The 16,139-nt window shown below is 69.5% G+C and carries 16 protein-coding genes; 9 read left to right on the top strand and 7 right to left on the bottom strand.

Translation table 11 applies throughout. The features are described from left to right. Window positions 1–7: 7 nt before the first annotated feature. From ACH4ZA_RS36275 to ACH4ZA_RS36250, 6 genes are all read right to left on the bottom strand, one after another. Window positions 8–1,390 carry a DUF2637 domain-containing protein gene (locus ACH4ZA_RS36275; protein ID WP_398433376.1) on the bottom strand — a complete coding sequence of 461 codons (1,383 nt, stop codon included), beginning with the start codon at window positions 1,388–1,390 and terminating at the stop codon, window positions 8–10. Between the two features lie 164 nt (window positions 1,391–1,554). Further along, window positions 1,555–3,699, bottom strand: coding sequence for a hypothetical protein (locus tag ACH4ZA_RS36270; protein ID WP_398433375.1), 2,145 nt, complete (start codon window positions 3,697–3,699; stop codon window positions 1,555–1,557). Then, a complete protein-coding gene (locus ACH4ZA_RS36265; protein ID WP_398433374.1) occupies window positions 3,700–4,167 on the bottom strand; it encodes a hypothetical protein in 468 nt (155 codons plus the stop codon). Window positions 4,168–4,277: 110 nt separating this feature from the next. Continuing rightward, a complete protein-coding gene (locus tag ACH4ZA_RS36260; protein WP_398433373.1) occupies window positions 4,278–4,490 on the bottom strand; it encodes a hypothetical protein in 213 nt (70 codons plus the stop codon). A gap of 146 nt (window positions 4,491–4,636) precedes the next feature. After that, on the bottom strand, window positions 4,637–4,831 hold the full coding sequence (locus ACH4ZA_RS36255) for a DUF5999 family protein (protein ID WP_398433406.1): 195 nt from the start codon (window positions 4,829–4,831) through the stop codon (window positions 4,637–4,639). Between the two features lie 681 nt (window positions 4,832–5,512). Then, window positions 5,513–5,911, bottom strand: coding sequence for a hypothetical protein (locus tag ACH4ZA_RS36250; RefSeq protein ID WP_398433372.1), 399 nt, complete (start codon window positions 5,909–5,911; stop codon window positions 5,513–5,515). Window positions 5,912–6,175: 264 nt separating this feature from the next. Here ACH4ZA_RS36250 and ACH4ZA_RS36245 point away from each other — a divergent pair, with 264 nt between their 5' ends. Continuing rightward, window positions 6,176–6,928: a GntR family transcriptional regulator gene (locus ACH4ZA_RS36245; RefSeq protein ID WP_398433371.1), complete on the top strand. Its 753-nt coding sequence runs from the start codon at window positions 6,176–6,178 to the stop codon at window positions 6,926–6,928. Between the two features lie 23 nt (window positions 6,929–6,951). Here the strand turns inward: ACH4ZA_RS36245 and ACH4ZA_RS36240 are convergent, their stop codons facing one another. Further along, window positions 6,952–7,236 carry a hypothetical protein gene (locus ACH4ZA_RS36240; RefSeq protein WP_398433370.1) on the bottom strand — a complete coding sequence of 95 codons (285 nt, stop codon included), beginning with the start codon at window positions 7,234–7,236 and terminating at the stop codon, window positions 6,952–6,954. Window positions 7,237–7,458: 222 nt separating this feature from the next. Between ACH4ZA_RS36240 and ACH4ZA_RS36235 the strand changes: the two genes are divergently transcribed. The 8 genes from ACH4ZA_RS36235 to ACH4ZA_RS36200 all read left to right on the top strand — a co-directional run bounded on the left by ACH4ZA_RS36235 (window position 7,459) and on the right by ACH4ZA_RS36200 (window position 16,112). Further along, a complete protein-coding gene (locus tag ACH4ZA_RS36235; protein WP_398433369.1) occupies window positions 7,459–8,781 on the top strand; it encodes a hypothetical protein in 1,323 nt (440 codons plus the stop codon). Between the two features lie 10 nt (window positions 8,782–8,791). Continuing rightward, a complete protein-coding gene (locus ACH4ZA_RS36230) occupies window positions 8,792–9,334 on the top strand; it encodes a GNAT family N-acetyltransferase (RefSeq protein WP_398433368.1) in 543 nt (180 codons plus the stop codon). A 155-nt stretch (window positions 9,335–9,489) separates the two neighbouring features. Continuing rightward, on the top strand, window positions 9,490–9,789 hold the full coding sequence (locus ACH4ZA_RS36225) for a helix-turn-helix transcriptional regulator (RefSeq protein ID WP_398433367.1): 300 nt from the start codon (window positions 9,490–9,492) through the stop codon (window positions 9,787–9,789). Between the two features lie 861 nt (window positions 9,790–10,650). Further along, window positions 10,651–12,141 carry a winged helix-turn-helix domain-containing protein gene (locus tag ACH4ZA_RS36220; protein ID WP_398433366.1) on the top strand — a complete coding sequence of 497 codons (1,491 nt, stop codon included), beginning with the start codon at window positions 10,651–10,653 and terminating at the stop codon, window positions 12,139–12,141. 18 nt (window positions 12,142–12,159) lie between these two features. Further along, window positions 12,160–13,035, top strand: a complete 876-nt coding sequence (locus ACH4ZA_RS36215; RefSeq protein WP_398433405.1) for a DciA family protein — start codon at window positions 12,160–12,162, stop codon at window positions 13,033–13,035. Between the two features lie 112 nt (window positions 13,036–13,147). Beyond that, window positions 13,148–14,026: a hypothetical protein gene (locus ACH4ZA_RS36210; RefSeq protein ID WP_398433365.1), complete on the top strand. Its 879-nt coding sequence runs from the start codon at window positions 13,148–13,150 to the stop codon at window positions 14,024–14,026. A 795-nt stretch (window positions 14,027–14,821) separates the two neighbouring features. Then, a complete protein-coding gene (locus ACH4ZA_RS36205) occupies window positions 14,822–14,959 on the top strand; it encodes a hypothetical protein (protein ID WP_398433364.1) in 138 nt (45 codons plus the stop codon). Between the two features lie 73 nt (window positions 14,960–15,032). Next, window positions 15,033–16,112, top strand: coding sequence for a hypothetical protein (locus tag ACH4ZA_RS36200; RefSeq protein ID WP_398433363.1), 1,080 nt, complete (start codon window positions 15,033–15,035; stop codon window positions 16,110–16,112). Window positions 16,113–16,139 lie beyond the last annotated feature (27 nt).

The raw sequence follows: 16,139 nt of genomic DNA, 5'->3' as shown, positions 1-16,139 counted from the left end.
CGGGGCGTTACGCGGTCTCGTCCAGGACGAGCTCGCCGTTGGCGATTTCCTCGTTGAGGAGATCGGCGAGCGCCTGGACCGTCTCCGTCTTGCCGGTGAGGCCGGCGGCCTTGAGCGAGCGGCGCGAGACCTTGCTGGATCCGGCGCGGATGATGCCGCGCGCGAGGTCCCGGGCTTCGGCGAGCTTGACGTCGTCGATGTCGGGCCGCGCGGGGGCCGCGCTGTACTCGCGGGCGCGGGAGTTGGCCCCCTGGGAGAGGTCCATCTCCGGGTAGCGGCTCTCAGCGACGGGGCCAGTGGCTCCCGGGTGCTGGGGGCGGGGGCCGTTGGCGGGGGCCGCGTTGGCCGGGGTGGTCCCCTCGGTGCCGGTGTGGTCCCCGTCGGTGTGGCTGTCGTTGGGGACCTTCACGGTGATGGTCCCCGCCGTGTGGGTGTGTGCGGCGGCGGTCCCGGATGTGCGGGGGCCGGTCTCTTCGCTGGTGGCGGTTCCTGCCGGTGCGGTGGTCCCTGCCGGGGCGGGGACCGGGTGAGCCGGTGCGGTGGTCCCTGCCGGGGCGGGGACCGGGTGAGCCGGTGCGGGGGCCAGTTCGGGGACCGTGGCCCCCGAACTGGGGGCCAGGGCGGGGGCCGTCGTGTCCGTGGTGGGGGCCGGGAGGGCGGGGTGGTCCCCGTCGACGGCGGGGTTGGTCCCCGCTGTGGTCCCCGTCAGCTCCAGGGCGAGGTCCAGCATGCCGCCGCGAAGGGGCCACAGCTTCTCTGCGGGGGCCTTGCTGCGCCAGCGGCGTCCGTACCGGGACCGGAGGTCCCCGATCTCCTTGCGGCGGTGCCGCTCCAGGATCAGGCCGATCCGGTAGGAGCGGACCTCCCAGAGGACCATCCGGCGCCAGATGCCGAACGTGCCGATGGGGTCCAGGAACCAGCGGCTGAGGCGGATGCCGTCCATGCGCCGGTTGGAGACCATGCCGGTGCGGCGACGTACGGCGTGCCGGACGCCCTCCATGAACGCGACGAACAGCACCGGCATGGCGGCGTGCATGCCCTGGCCGGTGATGCGCTCGTGCCAGGGCAAATCGGTATCAACTGCCGCCATGTTGAACCAGATTGTTGCAGCCGTGAATGCCCAGGCGAGCCACCGGAGGGGGGCGAGGGGCATGTCGAGCTGCTCCAGGACCAGGTCGACGACCAGGAGGGCGAGAATGCCCAGGTCAACGCCGATGGGGACGATCCAGGAGTGAGATCCGAAGCCGTAGGTGCGGGCGACGTCTTCGACGGCGGCGAAGGATCCGTATCCACCGAGTCCGGCGAGGCCTGCGAAGAAGATTCCGGCGATGCCGATGGCCCACTTCTGGGCCTTGGTGAAGGGTGGCGGCGCCTCGGGGCGGTCTGCCATTCGATTACCTTCCGTAAGGTGCGCACGGCGTTGGCGCGCACCGTGCGCGCGGGACAAACCGGTACGCATCGGGTGGTGCGCGGCCAGGGTGCGGAGTCCCTACCTGGGGCGGGGACGGGTGCGCACGGTGCGCGACGCTGCGCACCGTGCGTACCCGGTTTTGACTACTCTCCGTTGTCGCTGGAGAGGGGGGAGCGGAGGATGTCGTAGTGGCCGAAGCCCTCCTCGGACTCGTCCTCGGAGATCACCTTGCGCTCGATGAGGCGGTCGCGCTCGCGGTAGAACCAGCGCTTGGTGTCGGCCAGGCCGACCCGCAGGAGGATGTCGGTGACCTCGCGGGGAGCAAACGAGAGTTTGCCTTCGCGCACCCACATGTCGAGCCGCTTGTAGAGCTCCTGGCGGCCCTGCTCGCTGGTGAGCTTGTCGGCGTCGTCGTCACCGCCCAGCGAGAGGACGGGGGCGTCGTCGGCCGGGGCCTCGATCTCGTCCTCGATGCGCAGGTGGTCGTACTCGCCGGGCTCGGGGTCCTCGTCCAGCACGTTCTGCAGCATCTCGTTGAGCTCCTCGACTTCGCGCGCGATGGTGTCCTCGTCCACGTCGTCCATCTCCTCCTCTGGCGGTCCGGAGTAGGCCGGCGCCGCCGCGGCCGGGGAGGCCGCGGGGGCGGCGGGGGCCGGAGCCGCCTGCTGCTGGGGGTTGTTCTCCTCTCCCTCCTCCTTGGGCAGCAGGGGGGCGTCGTACGTGGTGCGGTTGGTGTACAGGTCGCCGAACGCCTCAGCGGTGATCGCGTCCAGTGGAGTGCGGATCGCCGCGCCCGCGGTGATGGCGTCGGCCTGGTCGCGCTTGCTGGCCAGCTCGGTGCGGGCGGTGACGTGCCACCGCTCCTCCGGGATGCCCAGGCCCGCCGCGTAGTGGTAACCCGGCTTGCGGTTGCCCCACTGCGGCCAGGCGCCGGCCTCCACTGCCTCGTCCGGCAGGCAGTACTGGGAGTCGGCGCCGTCCCGCAGGCCGAAGCACAGGCCAGCGGGCGAGTTGGCGCGGGAGTCGGTGTCCATGTTGTTGTGCGTCGCACGCTGGATGGACGTCAGGATCCAGATGCCGGCGGCGCGCGCCGTGCGCAGGATCTTCTGGTAGTGCTCGTTGTCGGCGGCGAAGTCCGCGGCTTCCTCACCGATGATGACGAGGAAGTTGAGGCCGCAGCCGGGCTCCCACTTCGACATGCCCTTCGCGGCGAGGAAGTCGGTGCGCTTCTCGATCGCGTTGGGCAGGATCTTGAAGAAGCGCCGGGCAGCGTCCTTCTTGTCGATCGGCCACTCGATGCCGTGCCGGACGTGCCCGAAGTCCTGCTGGAACTTCGAGCAGTCGATCACGATCACAGAGGCCTCGGTGCGGGTGCCGACCTCGGTGATGATGAGCTGGTTGCCCTGCGTCTTACCGGCACCGTTCACGCCCATCGCGATGCAGTGCTCAACGTTGCCGTTGGACAGCGGGCCCGGGTCGCGCAGCATGCCGGTGAGGTTGAGCAGGACGTCCTCACCGTCCTCGTAGCGGCCGGTGCGGATCGGAACGTCGCCGATGGACGCGCCGAACGCGGACGGGCCGCGCCAGGGGAAGCCCTCCTTGAGGAGGTCGGCGACCTGGACGCGCAGGGTGACCTGGGAGGAGTCGTCATCGTCCACGGTGTGGGTGATGCGTCCCTTGCCCAGCTTCAGGGCCGAAGCCATCGCGGGGATCCTGCGCGCGAGGTCGTCGGCGGTCGCGCCGTCCTTGGCCTCCACCGTGGCGATCACGGTGCCCTTGCCGTTGGAGGCGGCCTCCTTCAGCTCGTGCTTGGCCAGGCCGATCTCCGACTCGAGCTTCTCCCACCGGCTGGCGCTCTTCTCAGAGCCCGCCTTGTAGAACTTGCTCCAGAGGTTGTTCGCGGCCGCCATCCCGACGCCCCCGAGGAACCAGGCCGCAGCCGTCGCCGGGGTGTCGACGCCGACGACCGTGCCCAGGGTGGCAGCGGCGGTGACGACACCGGTGTTGACCTGGTGCCAGATCCGCTGGTCCTTCGGCCGCTTGGCCTTGGCGTCGATGTGGGACATCAGGCGGCACACGGCCGCGCCGGTGCCGGCCAGCCCCAGCGAGGCGAGCGCCAGGGCGGTGGGGTTGCCGGTGAGCGCGACGTGCGCGAGCTCCACGGGGAGCGGACCGAGGACGGTGACCGCCCAGGGCCCGCCGTAGGTGAGCCGGGCACCGCGGCTCTCCTGGATCTCTTCGTCGCTGCGGGGGTCGAACTTCTTCGAACGAGATGCGCGGCGTGCCATTTAGGCGGCCCTTCCTGCTTCGCCGGGCTTCCCGGCGGTGTCAGACGGCTTGTCACCGATGGAGAACCCGGGCTTCTTCGAGCCCCTGCCCTTGCGGGCCTCGGCCTCGGCTTCCTGCTCGGGCCGGATGAAGTGTTTGACGAAGCTCGCGTACATCTTCACGCCCGCCAGTCCGAGCACCTTCGCCGCCGACGCACCCGCCTTGAGGTGGGCGCCGACCAGCTTCGCGCGGATCTTGGACTGGAGACCGAACGTGTACCACTTGCCCTTGTACTGGCTGAGGATCGCGGTGATCATGTCGGCGTCGAACGCCACGCGCGTGTACAGCTCGAAGCCGATCGCGCGCAGGAGCTTCGCGTAGTTGTAGAGGTCGCGGTCGGTCTTGAACTCGATCTTCTCGAGCTGCTGGATCATCTTGTGGAGGTCCGAGCCGACCTTGACCTCGGAGCTACCGGTGTCGTCGCTCATGTGGGTGGGAGTCCTTCCGGAGAGGGATCAGGGGGTTGTGCGGGCGGGGGCTCTGTCACCTCCCCGCGGTTCCGGACCCGGGGGCCCGGAGCCACGGGCAGACGGCAGGTTCACCGGCTGCCGCTGGCCTGGCTGTTGTCGCCGGCGTTCTGCACCGCCGTGGCGATGCCGGAGCCGATGCCGTTGATCGCCCCGGCGATCGGGGACGTGGCCAGGGCGTAGCCGCAGATCAGCGCCGCGATCACGGCGCCCATCGCCAGGTCCGCCTTCCACAGCAGCCAGACCGCGCCGCCGGAGAGCAGCGCGACGGGGATGGTGATCATTGAGTCCTCCTGGGGACAGGGGAGTTGGGGATGTGCTCCTCAGCCATCGCGGGGAGGGCCGAACGAGCGGGGAAGGGAACTTCCGTCGCTCTCCACCGCCACCGGGCCGCAGGGCGGGCCGGTGGCGACTGGGCAACGCCGGGGGTTCAGGCCGCGATAGCGAGCGGCCGGTGCGGGGCGATGACGCTGCCGTCCGGCAGCAGCTCGCCGGTGTCGTCGAAGACCAGGACGCCGTTGCACAGCAGCGACCAGCCCTGCTCGGGGTGGTGGGAGACGATGTGCGCGGCCTCGCGGTCGGCGCTGCTCGCCGGCGGACACGGGGTCTGGTGGCGGCAGTTCACGGCGATCACTTCCCGCCTCGGGCGCGGCGCAGGGCCTCGTCCATGTCCGGGTCGGAGTCGGTGTTGCCGAGCGGGCGTGCGATGCTGATCAGCATCAGGGCCTCCAGCAAGGTCCTGGACAACCCCCGTGGGGCCTCATCCCTTGGGGGTTGTCGTCGTTTCGGGCGGGCGGGATGCCCTGCTCCGAGCGGCGCGTGGCCGCAGTGCCCCGGACCGGACTCGAACCGGTCGTACTGCTTACCTACGGGGCCCGCGATCTTCGCCCTTGTGTCACCGCGCGTCGGATCACTCGTCCGCCCGAGAGCGGAGGAGGAGAAGGTGCTTCGGAAGCTGTCTGCGCGGCAGGGCTGGCTTGTCGCTGTTGCCTGTCCCGCATCTCGCCTGCGGGCTGGCGGTCCGCATCCCCTGCGGACCGGGCCGGGTTGACCAGAGGACTCACCTGACGACGCCCCTCCGCAGATCTCTTGCTCGGAGGCGCCAGCAAGTCATGGCTCCGGATGTTCCATATGGAGTTGAGAAAGAACGGCCACTCCGCAGGTCCACCCACCTCGAGGGCGGGCTTCACCTTGGGCGTTGGTGCTGTCGGGGACCGTGTCCGGCTCCCTCATCCGGCGCCGCCCGCAGGGCGGTTCCGGGTGGGGGAGCCGGGTCCGAAGACCCGGCGGGGGCAGTGCGGGGGAGTCAGGCCGCGATCGGCAAGGACGCGGCGGCCGGCGGCGCGATGCGCAGCTGCGCGGCGTGGGGGATGAGCGCGTCGACCAGGCGCTCGCGGACCAGCTCGGTGATCGACGGGTCGGCCGCGACGATGTCCCGGGCCGCGTCCCTGCGGGCCGCGAACTCGAATCCGACCTCGTCCTGCGCCTTGGTGCGGCCGCCCCGCGGGCCAGCCGCTGCGTCGAAGCGGGCCAGCTCACCCGGGGTCACGAACTCGTACATCTCAAGCGGCGTACCGAACGCGATGTCCAGGTCGACCTCGAACTCGGGAATCTCGATGCCATCAACGACGGCCTCCAGGAGCTCGAAGGTCTCGCTGTCGAAGTGCTCACTGAGGTCGGCAGCGGAGGCGGAGATCGTGTTCATGAAGTGGTGCTCCTCTCGGAAGTGGAGATCTCGGGAGGCGTCCCGATGGCGGCTGGGCAGGGCGAAGCAGTCACGAGACGGCGCCTCGGCAACCACCTCGTTAGCGAGGTTCGTTGCGCCCTCAGTACACCTTTCCTCGCTAGCGATGTCAAGGTGCACGTTAACGAGGTAAGATCCCCCGGCGGTTCCCGCTCGGATCAAGGCATCCCTTCCGACGCCTCGGTAACAAGCGGCCGTAGGATCGCTAGCGAGGTAGGGAGACGCATGGCGAGTGAGACGGGCCCGCAGCGGCCGAAGTACCAGCGCATTGCCGATGACCTGAAGGCGGCGATCGAATCGGGCCAGTACGGCCCCGGCGATCGCTTGCCCGGCGAGTCGGCCCTGGCGGAGCAGTACGGCGTCGCCACGCTTACCGCTCGCCAGGCGCTGAAAATCCTGCGCACCGAGGGTCTGGTTGAGACAAAGAAGGGGGCCGGCGCCCGGGTCATTTCGTTCCGCCCGATCCGGCGCCACGGCATTCAGCGGCTGGCGCGCGCACATTGGGACGCAGGCAAATCCATCTGGTCCGCTGACGAGGAACGCCCCGTGACGATCGATGTCCGCGTCGACACGATCGAGGCGCCAGATCACATCGCCCGCATGCTCGATCTTGAAGAGCGCGGATCCGTGTGCGCGCGCTCGCGACGCTTCGTCCTGGAGCAGCGCCCCGTCATGCTCGCCACCTCGTACTTGCCATTCGAACTGGTCGACGGCACTGCCATCACCCGCGTGGACACCGGGGAAGGCGGCACATACGCCCGGCTCGGAGAAATCGGCCACGCGCCGGCCCATTTCCGAGAGGAGATCCGCTGCCGCCTTCCCACGGCCGAAGAAGCCGAAGGTCTTGAGATGCCCCTGGAGCGTCCAGTGATCAAGCTCTGCCGCACGGCCTTCGACGCCGACGGCCGCGCAGTAGAGGTGAACGAGATGACACTCGACAGTGCCGCGTACGTCCTGGACTACGCGTTCGATGCCTGAGGTTCCCAGCTCGAGCACAGTCCTCACTGCTCCCGCCGGTCGGACGACGCGAACAGGGCCTTGAGGAGGAGACCAGTGACACTACTTCCGGTCACCGCCACGAGAACATCGCGGACCACCAGGAGCAGGACCGAGACGACCAGGCCAACGGTCAGGATCGCCGTGATGGCTACAGCAGCTCGGGCCCAGTGCCGGGTCTTCCGCAGCGGTGCGCGCTCACCGCAACGGCAGCCGGTGACGGGGGCGTTGGATGTGAGGTCAGTGGAGCGGCCGTGCGCGTCGGTCACCAGATGCCGGTTGTCGGTCATGGTGCCCCTCCTCAACTCGCCGCTGGATCGCATGAATTTGCTGATCACAACCGTCTGATGGGGGAGCATGACCAAACGAGGTCCAGCAGCGGTCCCGTCCCGGACCAGTCCGGGACATGAAGAGGACCGCTGCCGGACCAGGGCTCTCGCTCTGCTGACTAGCCGTCGCCGCGGCACGACACTGAAGTCCGCAGAGCACGATTTCGTGACTCGGGAGGAGCGGTGGCCGGAAGCGCCCAGCAGGGAGATCCGCGCACCACGTTGGAGTTTCTGCTGCGCCAGCAGCCGAAGACGTACGACGAAGTCGCTCGCGATTTCGCTCGTTTAGCCGGGGAGCTGGGGGAGGACGTCACCCTCAGCACTCGGCATCTTCGGCGGCTCGCGAGTGGCGAGCGCACCAACACCACCCCGGTCATGCGTCGCGTCCTGCAAGCCATGTTCGACAGGCCGCTGGAGCAGCTCCTCGCCCCATGGGACGGGGTCCTACCAGCGGCGACTGCCGGAACTACTGGGCTGGTCGTTGCCACCGGTCGGCCCACCGCGGACAAGGAGCTGATTGAGATGGCAGCGCGGCGTGCGAAGAGCTTTGCCCTGACGGCAGGCCAGACCGACCTCACCACCGATGTGCTGGAGCAGGTGCACGAGGATGTGCAGCGCCTGGCGACCGACTATCCGCAGAAGCCGCTCACGGAGCTGCTGCCCGATCTGTTCACCACCCAGGACACCCTCTTCACGCTGCTCGAACAACAGCGCCGACCGAGCCAAGCCCGGCAGCTCTACTTCCTGGCCGGCGTGACCGGTGGACTGCTCGCGAAGGCCTCGCACGACCTCGCTGACCCGTACGCGGCGCTCACCCAGGCCCGGACGGCGTTCGTCTGCGCGGACAACGCGGACCACAACGGCCTCCGAGCGTGGATCCGCGGCATCCAGTCGCTGGTTTCATACTGGGCTGGCCGCACGCGCGAGTCCGTCAAGTACGCCCAGTCCGGTGCGGAGTTCGCGCCGAACAGCACCGCCAGCGTGTGGCTCCCCGTGAGCGAAGCCCGCGCCTGGGCCGCCCTCGGTAACGCCAATGCGACCCGGGCCGCCATCGAGCGTGCTGAGGCCGCATGGGACGCCGTGCAGGAGGACGAGGTCGACGAGCTGGGCGGGCTTTGCACGTTCGGCCGGAACCGGCAGATCTACTACGCGGCCGAAGCCCTCTCCTTGCTGCCATCTCAGACCACGGCCGCCGCTGACTACGCGGCTAGGGCCGTCGACGCCTACGAGGACACCAGCTCGCCAGAGTGGGCGTTCGGGGACCAGGCCGGCTCACGCAGCGCCCTGGCTATCACTCGGATCCGGGCGGGCGAGTTGGAGGGCGCCGCAGAAGCGGTCGCGCCCGTGCTCGAGCTCCTACCGGAGCAGCGGATCAACGGCATCGTCCACTGCGCCCAGCGGGTTCACCGCGCGCTGGGTGAGTCGCCTCTCGCCGAAGCCGGCGGGGAGCTCCAGGAGCAGATCGAGGCTTTCACCCGTACGCCGCTCAAGTCCCTTCCCAGCTAGGAGTTCACCGTTGACGTATCCGATCCGCATCGTCGGGCACCAGGTCGTTCTGCGGGAGTTCACCCGCGATGACGTCGATGATGTCCTGGCGATCATCGGCGACGACAAGGTCACGACGTGGCTCAGCTTCGACAGCCGCGACCGTGCTCAGGCCGTCGCCATGATCGAGGGCACGATCGAGCGCGCTCAGCAAGAGCCCCGGACCGAGTTCTATCTCGGGGTGACCGAGCGCGGTGCCGACAGCGTGATCGGATTCGCTCGGATTGGGCTCAGCGGAGTCCGGGCCGGGAAGCTGGGCTACGCCATCGCAGCGAAGGAGTGGGGCCGCGGTTATGCGACGGACGCGGCCCGCACTCTGGCCACGTACGCATTCAAGGAACTCGGTCTCCACCGAATCACCGCGGCGATCGGCCCGGATAACGCGGCCTCGATCGCGGTCGTGCAGCAGCTCGGGTTCACCCGCGAAGGCACGCTTCGGGACCATGTCTTCACCAACGGCCAGTGGCGCGACAGCGTGCTGTTCTCCGCGCTCGCCCACGAGTGGAGCTGGTGATGGCGACAGGGATCGTGCCCTGCGCCAGCAGGACGAGGCTCGCTGAGGACCAGGTCGAATCCGAACACGCCGCTGCCTATGCATCGTTCGACGATGGCAAAGATCACTCCCGTCGTGTATCTTTCAGGAGATCATCGATCTTGAAAGGCTGGGTCATGTCCAACGCGAACCCCTTGGAACGGGTGGACGCGCTCCTCGATGACGTCCTGCCGCCGCCGCGCGTGCGGCAGCAGCTGCGTCTCGCTGCGGGCCTCACCCAGCAGGAGGTTGCGGACGCTGTGGGCGTGAAGCGCCTCGCCGTGGCTCGGTGGGAGTTGGGACAGACCCATCCCCGCCGGCCTCACCGCGCGGTCTACATGCACCTGCTCAAGCGGCTCGCGGAGCGGTTCCCCGACGCTGCTGGGCTGCACGACGGCAGCCCGACGCCAGCCTCGGAATCAAGGGGGTCGGGGTGACGTGACGCCACCGGCCGCGCGCGCCACGACAGCGGACTGACAATCCACTCGGCCTCGCGCGGCCCTTCGCTCCGACCGGGTTTGACACCCCGGATCGGCTGCTCGGCCCCGGCTTGACACCCGGTTCCGAACCTCGGCTCATCGAGCCACTTCATTTCCACTGCAAAACCCCGCCTGACAAGCGGGTCGGTTGCCCCTTTGACAAGGGCCACCAAGCAAGACCCCGGTCGCTGACAACGGCCGGTGCCCTACCGATCCGCGGGGCCCTGTGACAGGGGCCCTGCGGTTCACCACCGCCGAAACGAGAGGAGAAATCTCCCCCCACCCGATCGGTGTCGCCCGCTTCTCACGAAGGGGGCGTACCCAACCCATCCGCACACCCGGCTCGGCCGGCCCCGAGGGGCTTGGTCGGTCCGCGCATATGGAAGGCAGGTCGTTTCTCATAGTGCCCGAGAGTGGTGTCCCCTGTCAGCTTGAGCATGTCCGTTTCACACCGGTTCAGGCGCGGCGATCTTCCCGCGTGACGGGATCGACATCCCGCTCGTACCGGTATAGGCGGTTCGTACCGGAAGTTGGATTTCCGGTAGGAACCTACAAGAGCAGCGCTTTGGGGGGTGTCCTGGCGAGCGCGGCCGCGGTGTCGGCCGGCCCGCTCGTGCACCCGCTCTCGGAGGTCATCGACCACTGGGTCGGCGGCGGCGTTCGCGAGGTCGTCGTCCCGTGTGGCGGGACGGGTTCCAAGATTGTTGCCCGCCGGGCGGGAACGCCGGGGGTAGCCGGGGCTGAGCGGAATCTATCCACAGGTGATCTGGTCCATGGTCCTGGGATGGATCATGTTCTGCCCTTCCTCCGGGGTGCCCGGTGAGCGCCGTGGCGGCCCCCGTCGCCGCGGTGATTCCCGCCCCGCGTCCGTCGGTCGACGATGTCGCGGCTTCCGTGCTGCCCGCGACGTTGTACGTGCCGGAGGCGGATCAGTGGCTGTCGACGTCGACGGGCCGGATCGCACCGGAGGGCTACTCGTGGATGCAGGCGGTCCACTGGGTCGCCGGGTCCGGCCTGTACGACCCGCGGCGGCACCGGTCGCATGGGCCGCGCTCGTTCGGGCCGACGACGGTGCGGGTCGCCCAGGAGCTCGCGCAGCTCTTCCCGTGCCGTCCGGGCATCGGGTACCTGGTGCGCCGCACCGGCCTGTCGGAGCGCTCGGTGGAGTACCACCTGGGGATGCTGCGGGAGGCCGGGCTGCTCGCGTACATCGTGCGCGGGACCCGGGTGTCCGGGGAGACGGCGCAGGCCTCGGAGTTCGCGCGGATGGTCCCAGTGGAGTTCGACGTCGCGCTGGGGATCCGCACGGTGCTGCGGGATGAGGACGCGCCCGCGTACACGCGAGCGATGACCGGGATCGCTGAGGCCGGCCGGGAGTTGATGGCGAAGCTGGCGAAGAAGGCCGCCCGGAAGGTCCGAAAGCCGCGCTCGAAGGGCCCGGCGAGGGGTGCACGGAGGGGTGCTGAGCAGGGGGGTGTGACGGCTGTTTCGGATGAGGCCCGTTGCACCCCAATGCAGGTCGGTACCTCAGGTTTTTCCACTGCGGGTACTACTTCCCTCCCCCCTGAGAGCAAGCTCGCAAGCGGGGTCAGCAAGTCCCCCACCCCGAAGAAGTCCAAGGCCAAGGCCGGCAGTCGCCGGAAGCTGAACGCGGTCGGCCGCCGCTTCCAGCTGGCGAGGGAGCTCACCCAGGAGCTGGACTGGCTGCGCGGCTGCTCGGTGCCCCGGATCGCCTGGGTGGCCCGGAACGTCGCTGATGCCGGCTGGACCGTGACCGACGTGAAGGCATGGCTGCACTTCCGCGGCGAGGCGGCCCACGTCCGTCGGGGCTCCGGCTTGCTCGCCGTGCTGCTCGCGGGCGCGGAGAACATCCTCGACACCCCCGCCAAGCGCGCCGACGCGATCGAGCAGTGGCGCGGCGCCCTCGAGGCCGCGCGGCGTGACCGTATCCGGCAGGTCCGCGCCCGCACCGAGCGGTACGAGGGCGACTGGCAGCCCCCTGTCAGCCGCGCCGTCCTGCGCGAGGTGGAGGCTGCGTTCGACCAGGTCAGGGAGCTGGAGCACGGCGGCCGCCACCAGGACCAGGACCACGTCGGCGACGGCCAGGACGCGGGTCTGGAGCCGGGCGACGAAGAGATCACCGCGCTGATCGCCGCGGCCGAGGGCGAGCTGATGGGGGGCGAGACGACGCTGATCACGTCCTTCGTCCCGGAGACGGCGGTGCGGATCTTCGGCGAGGAACTGGTACGCCGCGCCCGCCAGATCGACCGCCTCGCTCACAGCTCGCTGACGACCATCCGATACCGGTAGGAGGACGACGTGCCCGAGATCAATTCCACCGAGCAGACCGGCGGCGGTACCCCGGAGCTGTCCGGCGTCGACCTCGCCCGGGTCGCCCTGCGCCAGGCCAGGGAGGCCGCCAAGAAGCGCGGCGACAGCGAGGCCCGCGCCCCACGCCGCCGTCAGCAGAGGGTTGTACGGCGTGACGGGCGCGAGCCGACCGGCTTCGCCGCCGTGCTCCAGGGCCTGATGGCCGACCGAGCCTGGGAGGTTCCGGCCGCTGGCGGCACCGTCCTGGACCGCTGGCCCGACATCGCGGCCGCCATCTCCCCACAGCTGGCGAGCCACGTCACGGCCGTCGCGTTCCACCCGGAGACCAGGCAGCTGGATCTGCGCCCCGACTCACCTGCCTACGCCACACAGCTCCGGCTGAACAGCGCCCGGATCGTCGCCACGGCGAACAGCACGGTCGGCACTGACGCCGTACACACCGCCCGGGTCCTGCCGGTCGGTGGCGCACCCGCGCCCCGTGCGACGGAGCCTGCCCCGGCGGCCGCAGCCGGGCCCAAAGCGCCGGTGAAAACCCGCGAGTTGGCGTCCGATGGCTACCGCCAGGCGCTCGCCGCGCACCAGGCCGTCGCGCCCGCGCGGCGGGTGGACCCGGGGATCGCAGAAGCAGTGGAGCGGCAGACCCGCGCGATGCGCGAGCTGAGCCGCCGGGCGTTCCCGGAGCCGGAGGTGTCCTTGGATGACCAGCCGACCCCGCTCGAGGCGGCCCGTGTCCAGCGCCGCCGTGAATCCGAAGCCACCCGCGCCCTGGCACTGCGGCGGGCCCGTGCCGAGCGAGCGGCCCGGCAGGACAGCACCGTGGCGGGACAACTCGAAGGCGCAGCCGGCGCGGTGGAGCTGGACCGCACGGCCTGACCAGAAGCTGCCCGGGCTGTTGTTGCTGAGTCCAGCGACGGGGCCCTGAGGGCCGCTGCCGAATGCAAGGATCGAGGCCATGCGGCCGCGAAGGTGAAGGAGATTGGCGACGATGCCGAAGAAGCGCAAGAAGGACCGCAAGGCGCCCCGGAGGCAAACCTCGGTTCGGACCGCTCCAGCCCAGCCCGCAGGCTTCGGGCTGGTGGACTGGGACGACGCCCCGCAGGAGGACCTCGACCTGCCCGAGGCCATGGCTGAACGGTTTCCCACGCCTGCCGACGGGGTGAAGGCCGTGCAGGCCGGCGAGCCCGTGGAGTGGACGGGCAGCGTCGACGGGTCGACGATGCGCCACCGTGTCCTCCTGGCCGACGACGGCACCGCCGCCGTCGAACAGGCCGTCTTCGTCGGTGGCCATCTTGAGGAGATCCTGCTGTGTGCCTGGCACCAGGCCGGGGAGCAGGGGCGAGAGATGCTGGAGGCCGGAGTGCTCGCCGCCCTGGACGACCTTCACACGGTGGTCCGGCCGGTCCTGGAGGCTGAGATCCGCGAGGTTCGTCCCGACTACACTGCCGCGGTTCCGCAGTCCTTCCGTGAAGAGCCGGAGCCGCACGGGCCAGGCATGCCGGTGTTCGGGTGGCGTCTTCTCCACGCGGTCGGTCCGGACACCACCTGGGAGGACACCCGCGATACCGCCGTGTGGAACACCTCCCAGACCATGTCCGGCTGGCTCGGCTACTACGACCACGTCCCCGAGCTCCAGCGGACCGGACTTGCCGACCTACTGCGCAAGCACGGTGTCCCCGTCGTGCTCTGCGCGGATTGCGGGCAACCCATCACCGACCGCCACCCACGGTGGGCCGGCGTCTGGGTCACTCCCGACAGTGAGCACGGCCCCGTGTGCGGAGAACCCCACGCCGCTCCTGTCACTGCGAAGCCTCTGCTCGGCACGTTCACCGACCAGGACTTCGGCGGCCCGCACCGTCCCGCCTGAGAACACACCCCGCAGAGGCAGAACAGGCTGATCTGCCGTTCGCCCTGGCGTCGGTGGCTGCGGGGTGCGGGCGCGCTCTACGGCAACGCCAGCCTTCTCACGCAACAGGGCCCGGCGATGGCTCGCCGGGCCCTGCCCTCTTGTAGTACGCCCTCGTCCCCGCGAGAGTTGTCATCGTCGGAGGAGGGAAGCCCAGTGGCTGACCCGGGGGCCGTGCCACCGTGCGGAGGTGCCCCGCTGCAACGGGGCCTCCTGCGTTCAGCGATGCATGTCCGGAGCGTTGGACCTGCGTCTCCTCTATGTGCGCGCACGGACGCGTGTGCACGCGCACGAGGGAACGGACTCAAGAATGGCCGGGGATAATTAACCTCGCAAGGAGATGTAGGCAGGAAACTTCTCCAGAACCTCAGCCGCTGCGCCTGACCTGGGAGTTTCCATACTCCAGCTGACGATCTCCGGGTTCTTCAATCCGGAGGCGAGTCATCCTTTAAACAATTCCGTTCCAGGCCCTAAATAACAGGGCCGACCTTTATTTACTGTCTGCCTCCAACTGGAACTAAAGCAGCTTTCTCGCGCGTAGGCATGGGTAGCGTGGGTGACGCTGCCGTCTGTGGCTGCAACCACTGGCAGTGAACACCGGTGCCCTGCAAGGCACTTGAGCACGTTGCACGGAGCGATTCGGTACCTGACGTCTCATCGAGGGAGTCAACTTCGTTGTCCCAGCTGCTTCCTGAGCCTGTTCCTGCCGAGCAGAACGGGCCCTGCGCGCATACCCCGGCGAAGGCCTCGCCGCTGGTGTCCTTACTCCTGCTGGTCATCCTCCTGGCCGCGCTGATCGCCCTGCTCGCCCGGGGCATGAAGCTGGAGGAGGCCCTCGCCGTGCTGGGGGCCGGCGGTGTGCTGGCCGCCGAACTGCGCCAGCGTCTGCTCTGACCGATGCCCTTGCCGGGGCCCGTCCCGTGACGGGCCCCGGCTCCGCCTCCGGGCTCGGGAAGGAGACGACGCCGTGGCCCGCCCCATGAACCGCCTGCCCAACAGCAACGACCCGCTCGTGGCCTTCGCCCGCGATCTGCAGGCGCTGCGCAAGAAGGCCGGCAACCCTCCGCTTGCCTTGATGGCCGAGCACAGCGGACTCTCTCAAGCCACCCTGTCCAACGCCCACGCGGGCAAGAAACTGCCCAGCTGGGCGGCCGTCAACGGCTACGTCCTGGCCTGCAAAGGCGACCCGGAGGACTTCAGCCAGCGCTGGGAGCACCTGCGCCTGGCGGCCGCCGGGCTCTCCGGCGACCTGTGCCGCCAGGCACTGAGCCGCTGGGAGCGCAGCGGGACGCTCACACCGTCCCCAGCCGCCGACGAGGGCGAACTGCGCGCTCTGCTGCAGGCCCTGCTGGACTTCAACGGCCTCAGCCACCGCACCCTCGCCCAGCAGGCTCCCGGCTACTCGCACGCCACCTACGGGGCCGTCCTGCGCGGCGCCCGCCCACTGCGCGCGAAAGTCCTTTACCAGATCCTCATCGGCTGCGGCGTCCACTCGCTGAGCAGCCAGGAGGCATGGTTCGAGACGCTGAGCCGCTTCTACCCGAACGAGGGCGTGCAGGGCGGCAAGCTGCTCAGCCGCGTGGACCAGCGCCACCGCTACGCCGGCGACCTCGACCTGAAGATGCTCAGGGCCGTCCTCGAGCGGCTGGAGCGCGGCCGCGGCCTGCTGGTCGCCGGCGCGGTGTCCTACAGCAGCGTCAACGCCCTGCGGAGCGCGTTCGAGGACATGCTGACGCTGCTGATGACCTCCTTCCACCGGTCGGACGTCCCGCTGCCGGGCAAACTCGGCATCGCGTTCGACCAGGTGGTCCGCCAGCTGAGCAACAACTCGGTGCCCAACCCGGCAGCTATCGAGGCCCTCGTGCCCCTGGCCCTCCCACACCACATGCGGCTGCGCACCCGGGTGGTCATGGCGCTGAAGAACGCAGGCGAACTGCTGCGGAAGGCAGATGCAGGGCAGCTCGACATCCGCGACAAGTTCGGCAAGCGCATCCAGGTCAACTCACCGCTTCCCCCGTGGCCGCTCCCTGCGCGCGCCGCGTCGTAGTGCAGGACCGGCGACATCCACCGGCTG

This window comes from Streptomyces sp. NPDC020597 (assembly GCF_044335095.1).
GTDB lineage: Bacteria > Actinomycetota > Actinomycetes > Streptomycetales > Streptomycetaceae > Streptomyces.
This window is presented reverse-complemented; position numbering and strand designations above follow the sequence as displayed.

Bases quoted from the DNA above. Each gene is read 5' to 3' on its own strand.
- ACH4ZA_RS36275 (WP_398433376.1), bottom strand. From the start codon at position 1,390: ATGGCAGACCGCCCCGAGGCGCCGCCACCCTTCACCAAGGCCCAGAAG.
- ACH4ZA_RS36270 (WP_398433375.1), bottom strand. From the start codon at position 3,699: ATGGCACGCCGCGCATCTCGTTCGAAGAAGTTCGACCCCCGCAGCGAC.
- ACH4ZA_RS36265 (WP_398433374.1), bottom strand. From the start codon at position 4,167: ATGAGCGACGACACCGGTAGCTCCGAGGTCAAGGTCGGCTCGGACCTC.
- ACH4ZA_RS36260 (WP_398433373.1), bottom strand. From the start codon at position 4,490: ATGATCACCATCCCCGTCGCGCTGCTCTCCGGCGGCGCGGTCTGGCTG.
- ACH4ZA_RS36250 (WP_398433372.1), bottom strand. From the start codon at position 5,911: ATGAACACGATCTCCGCCTCCGCTGCCGACCTCAGTGAGCACTTCGAC.
- ACH4ZA_RS36245 (WP_398433371.1), top strand. From the start codon at position 6,176: ATGGCGAGTGAGACGGGCCCGCAGCGGCCGAAGTACCAGCGCATTGCC.
- ACH4ZA_RS36240 (WP_398433370.1), bottom strand. From the start codon at position 7,236: ATGACCGACAACCGGCATCTGGTGACCGACGCGCACGGCCGCTCCACT.
- ACH4ZA_RS36225 (WP_398433367.1), top strand. From the start codon at position 9,490: ATGTCCAACGCGAACCCCTTGGAACGGGTGGACGCGCTCCTCGATGAC.
- ACH4ZA_RS36210 (WP_398433365.1), top strand. From the start codon at position 13,148: ATGCCGAAGAAGCGCAAGAAGGACCGCAAGGCGCCCCGGAGGCAAACC.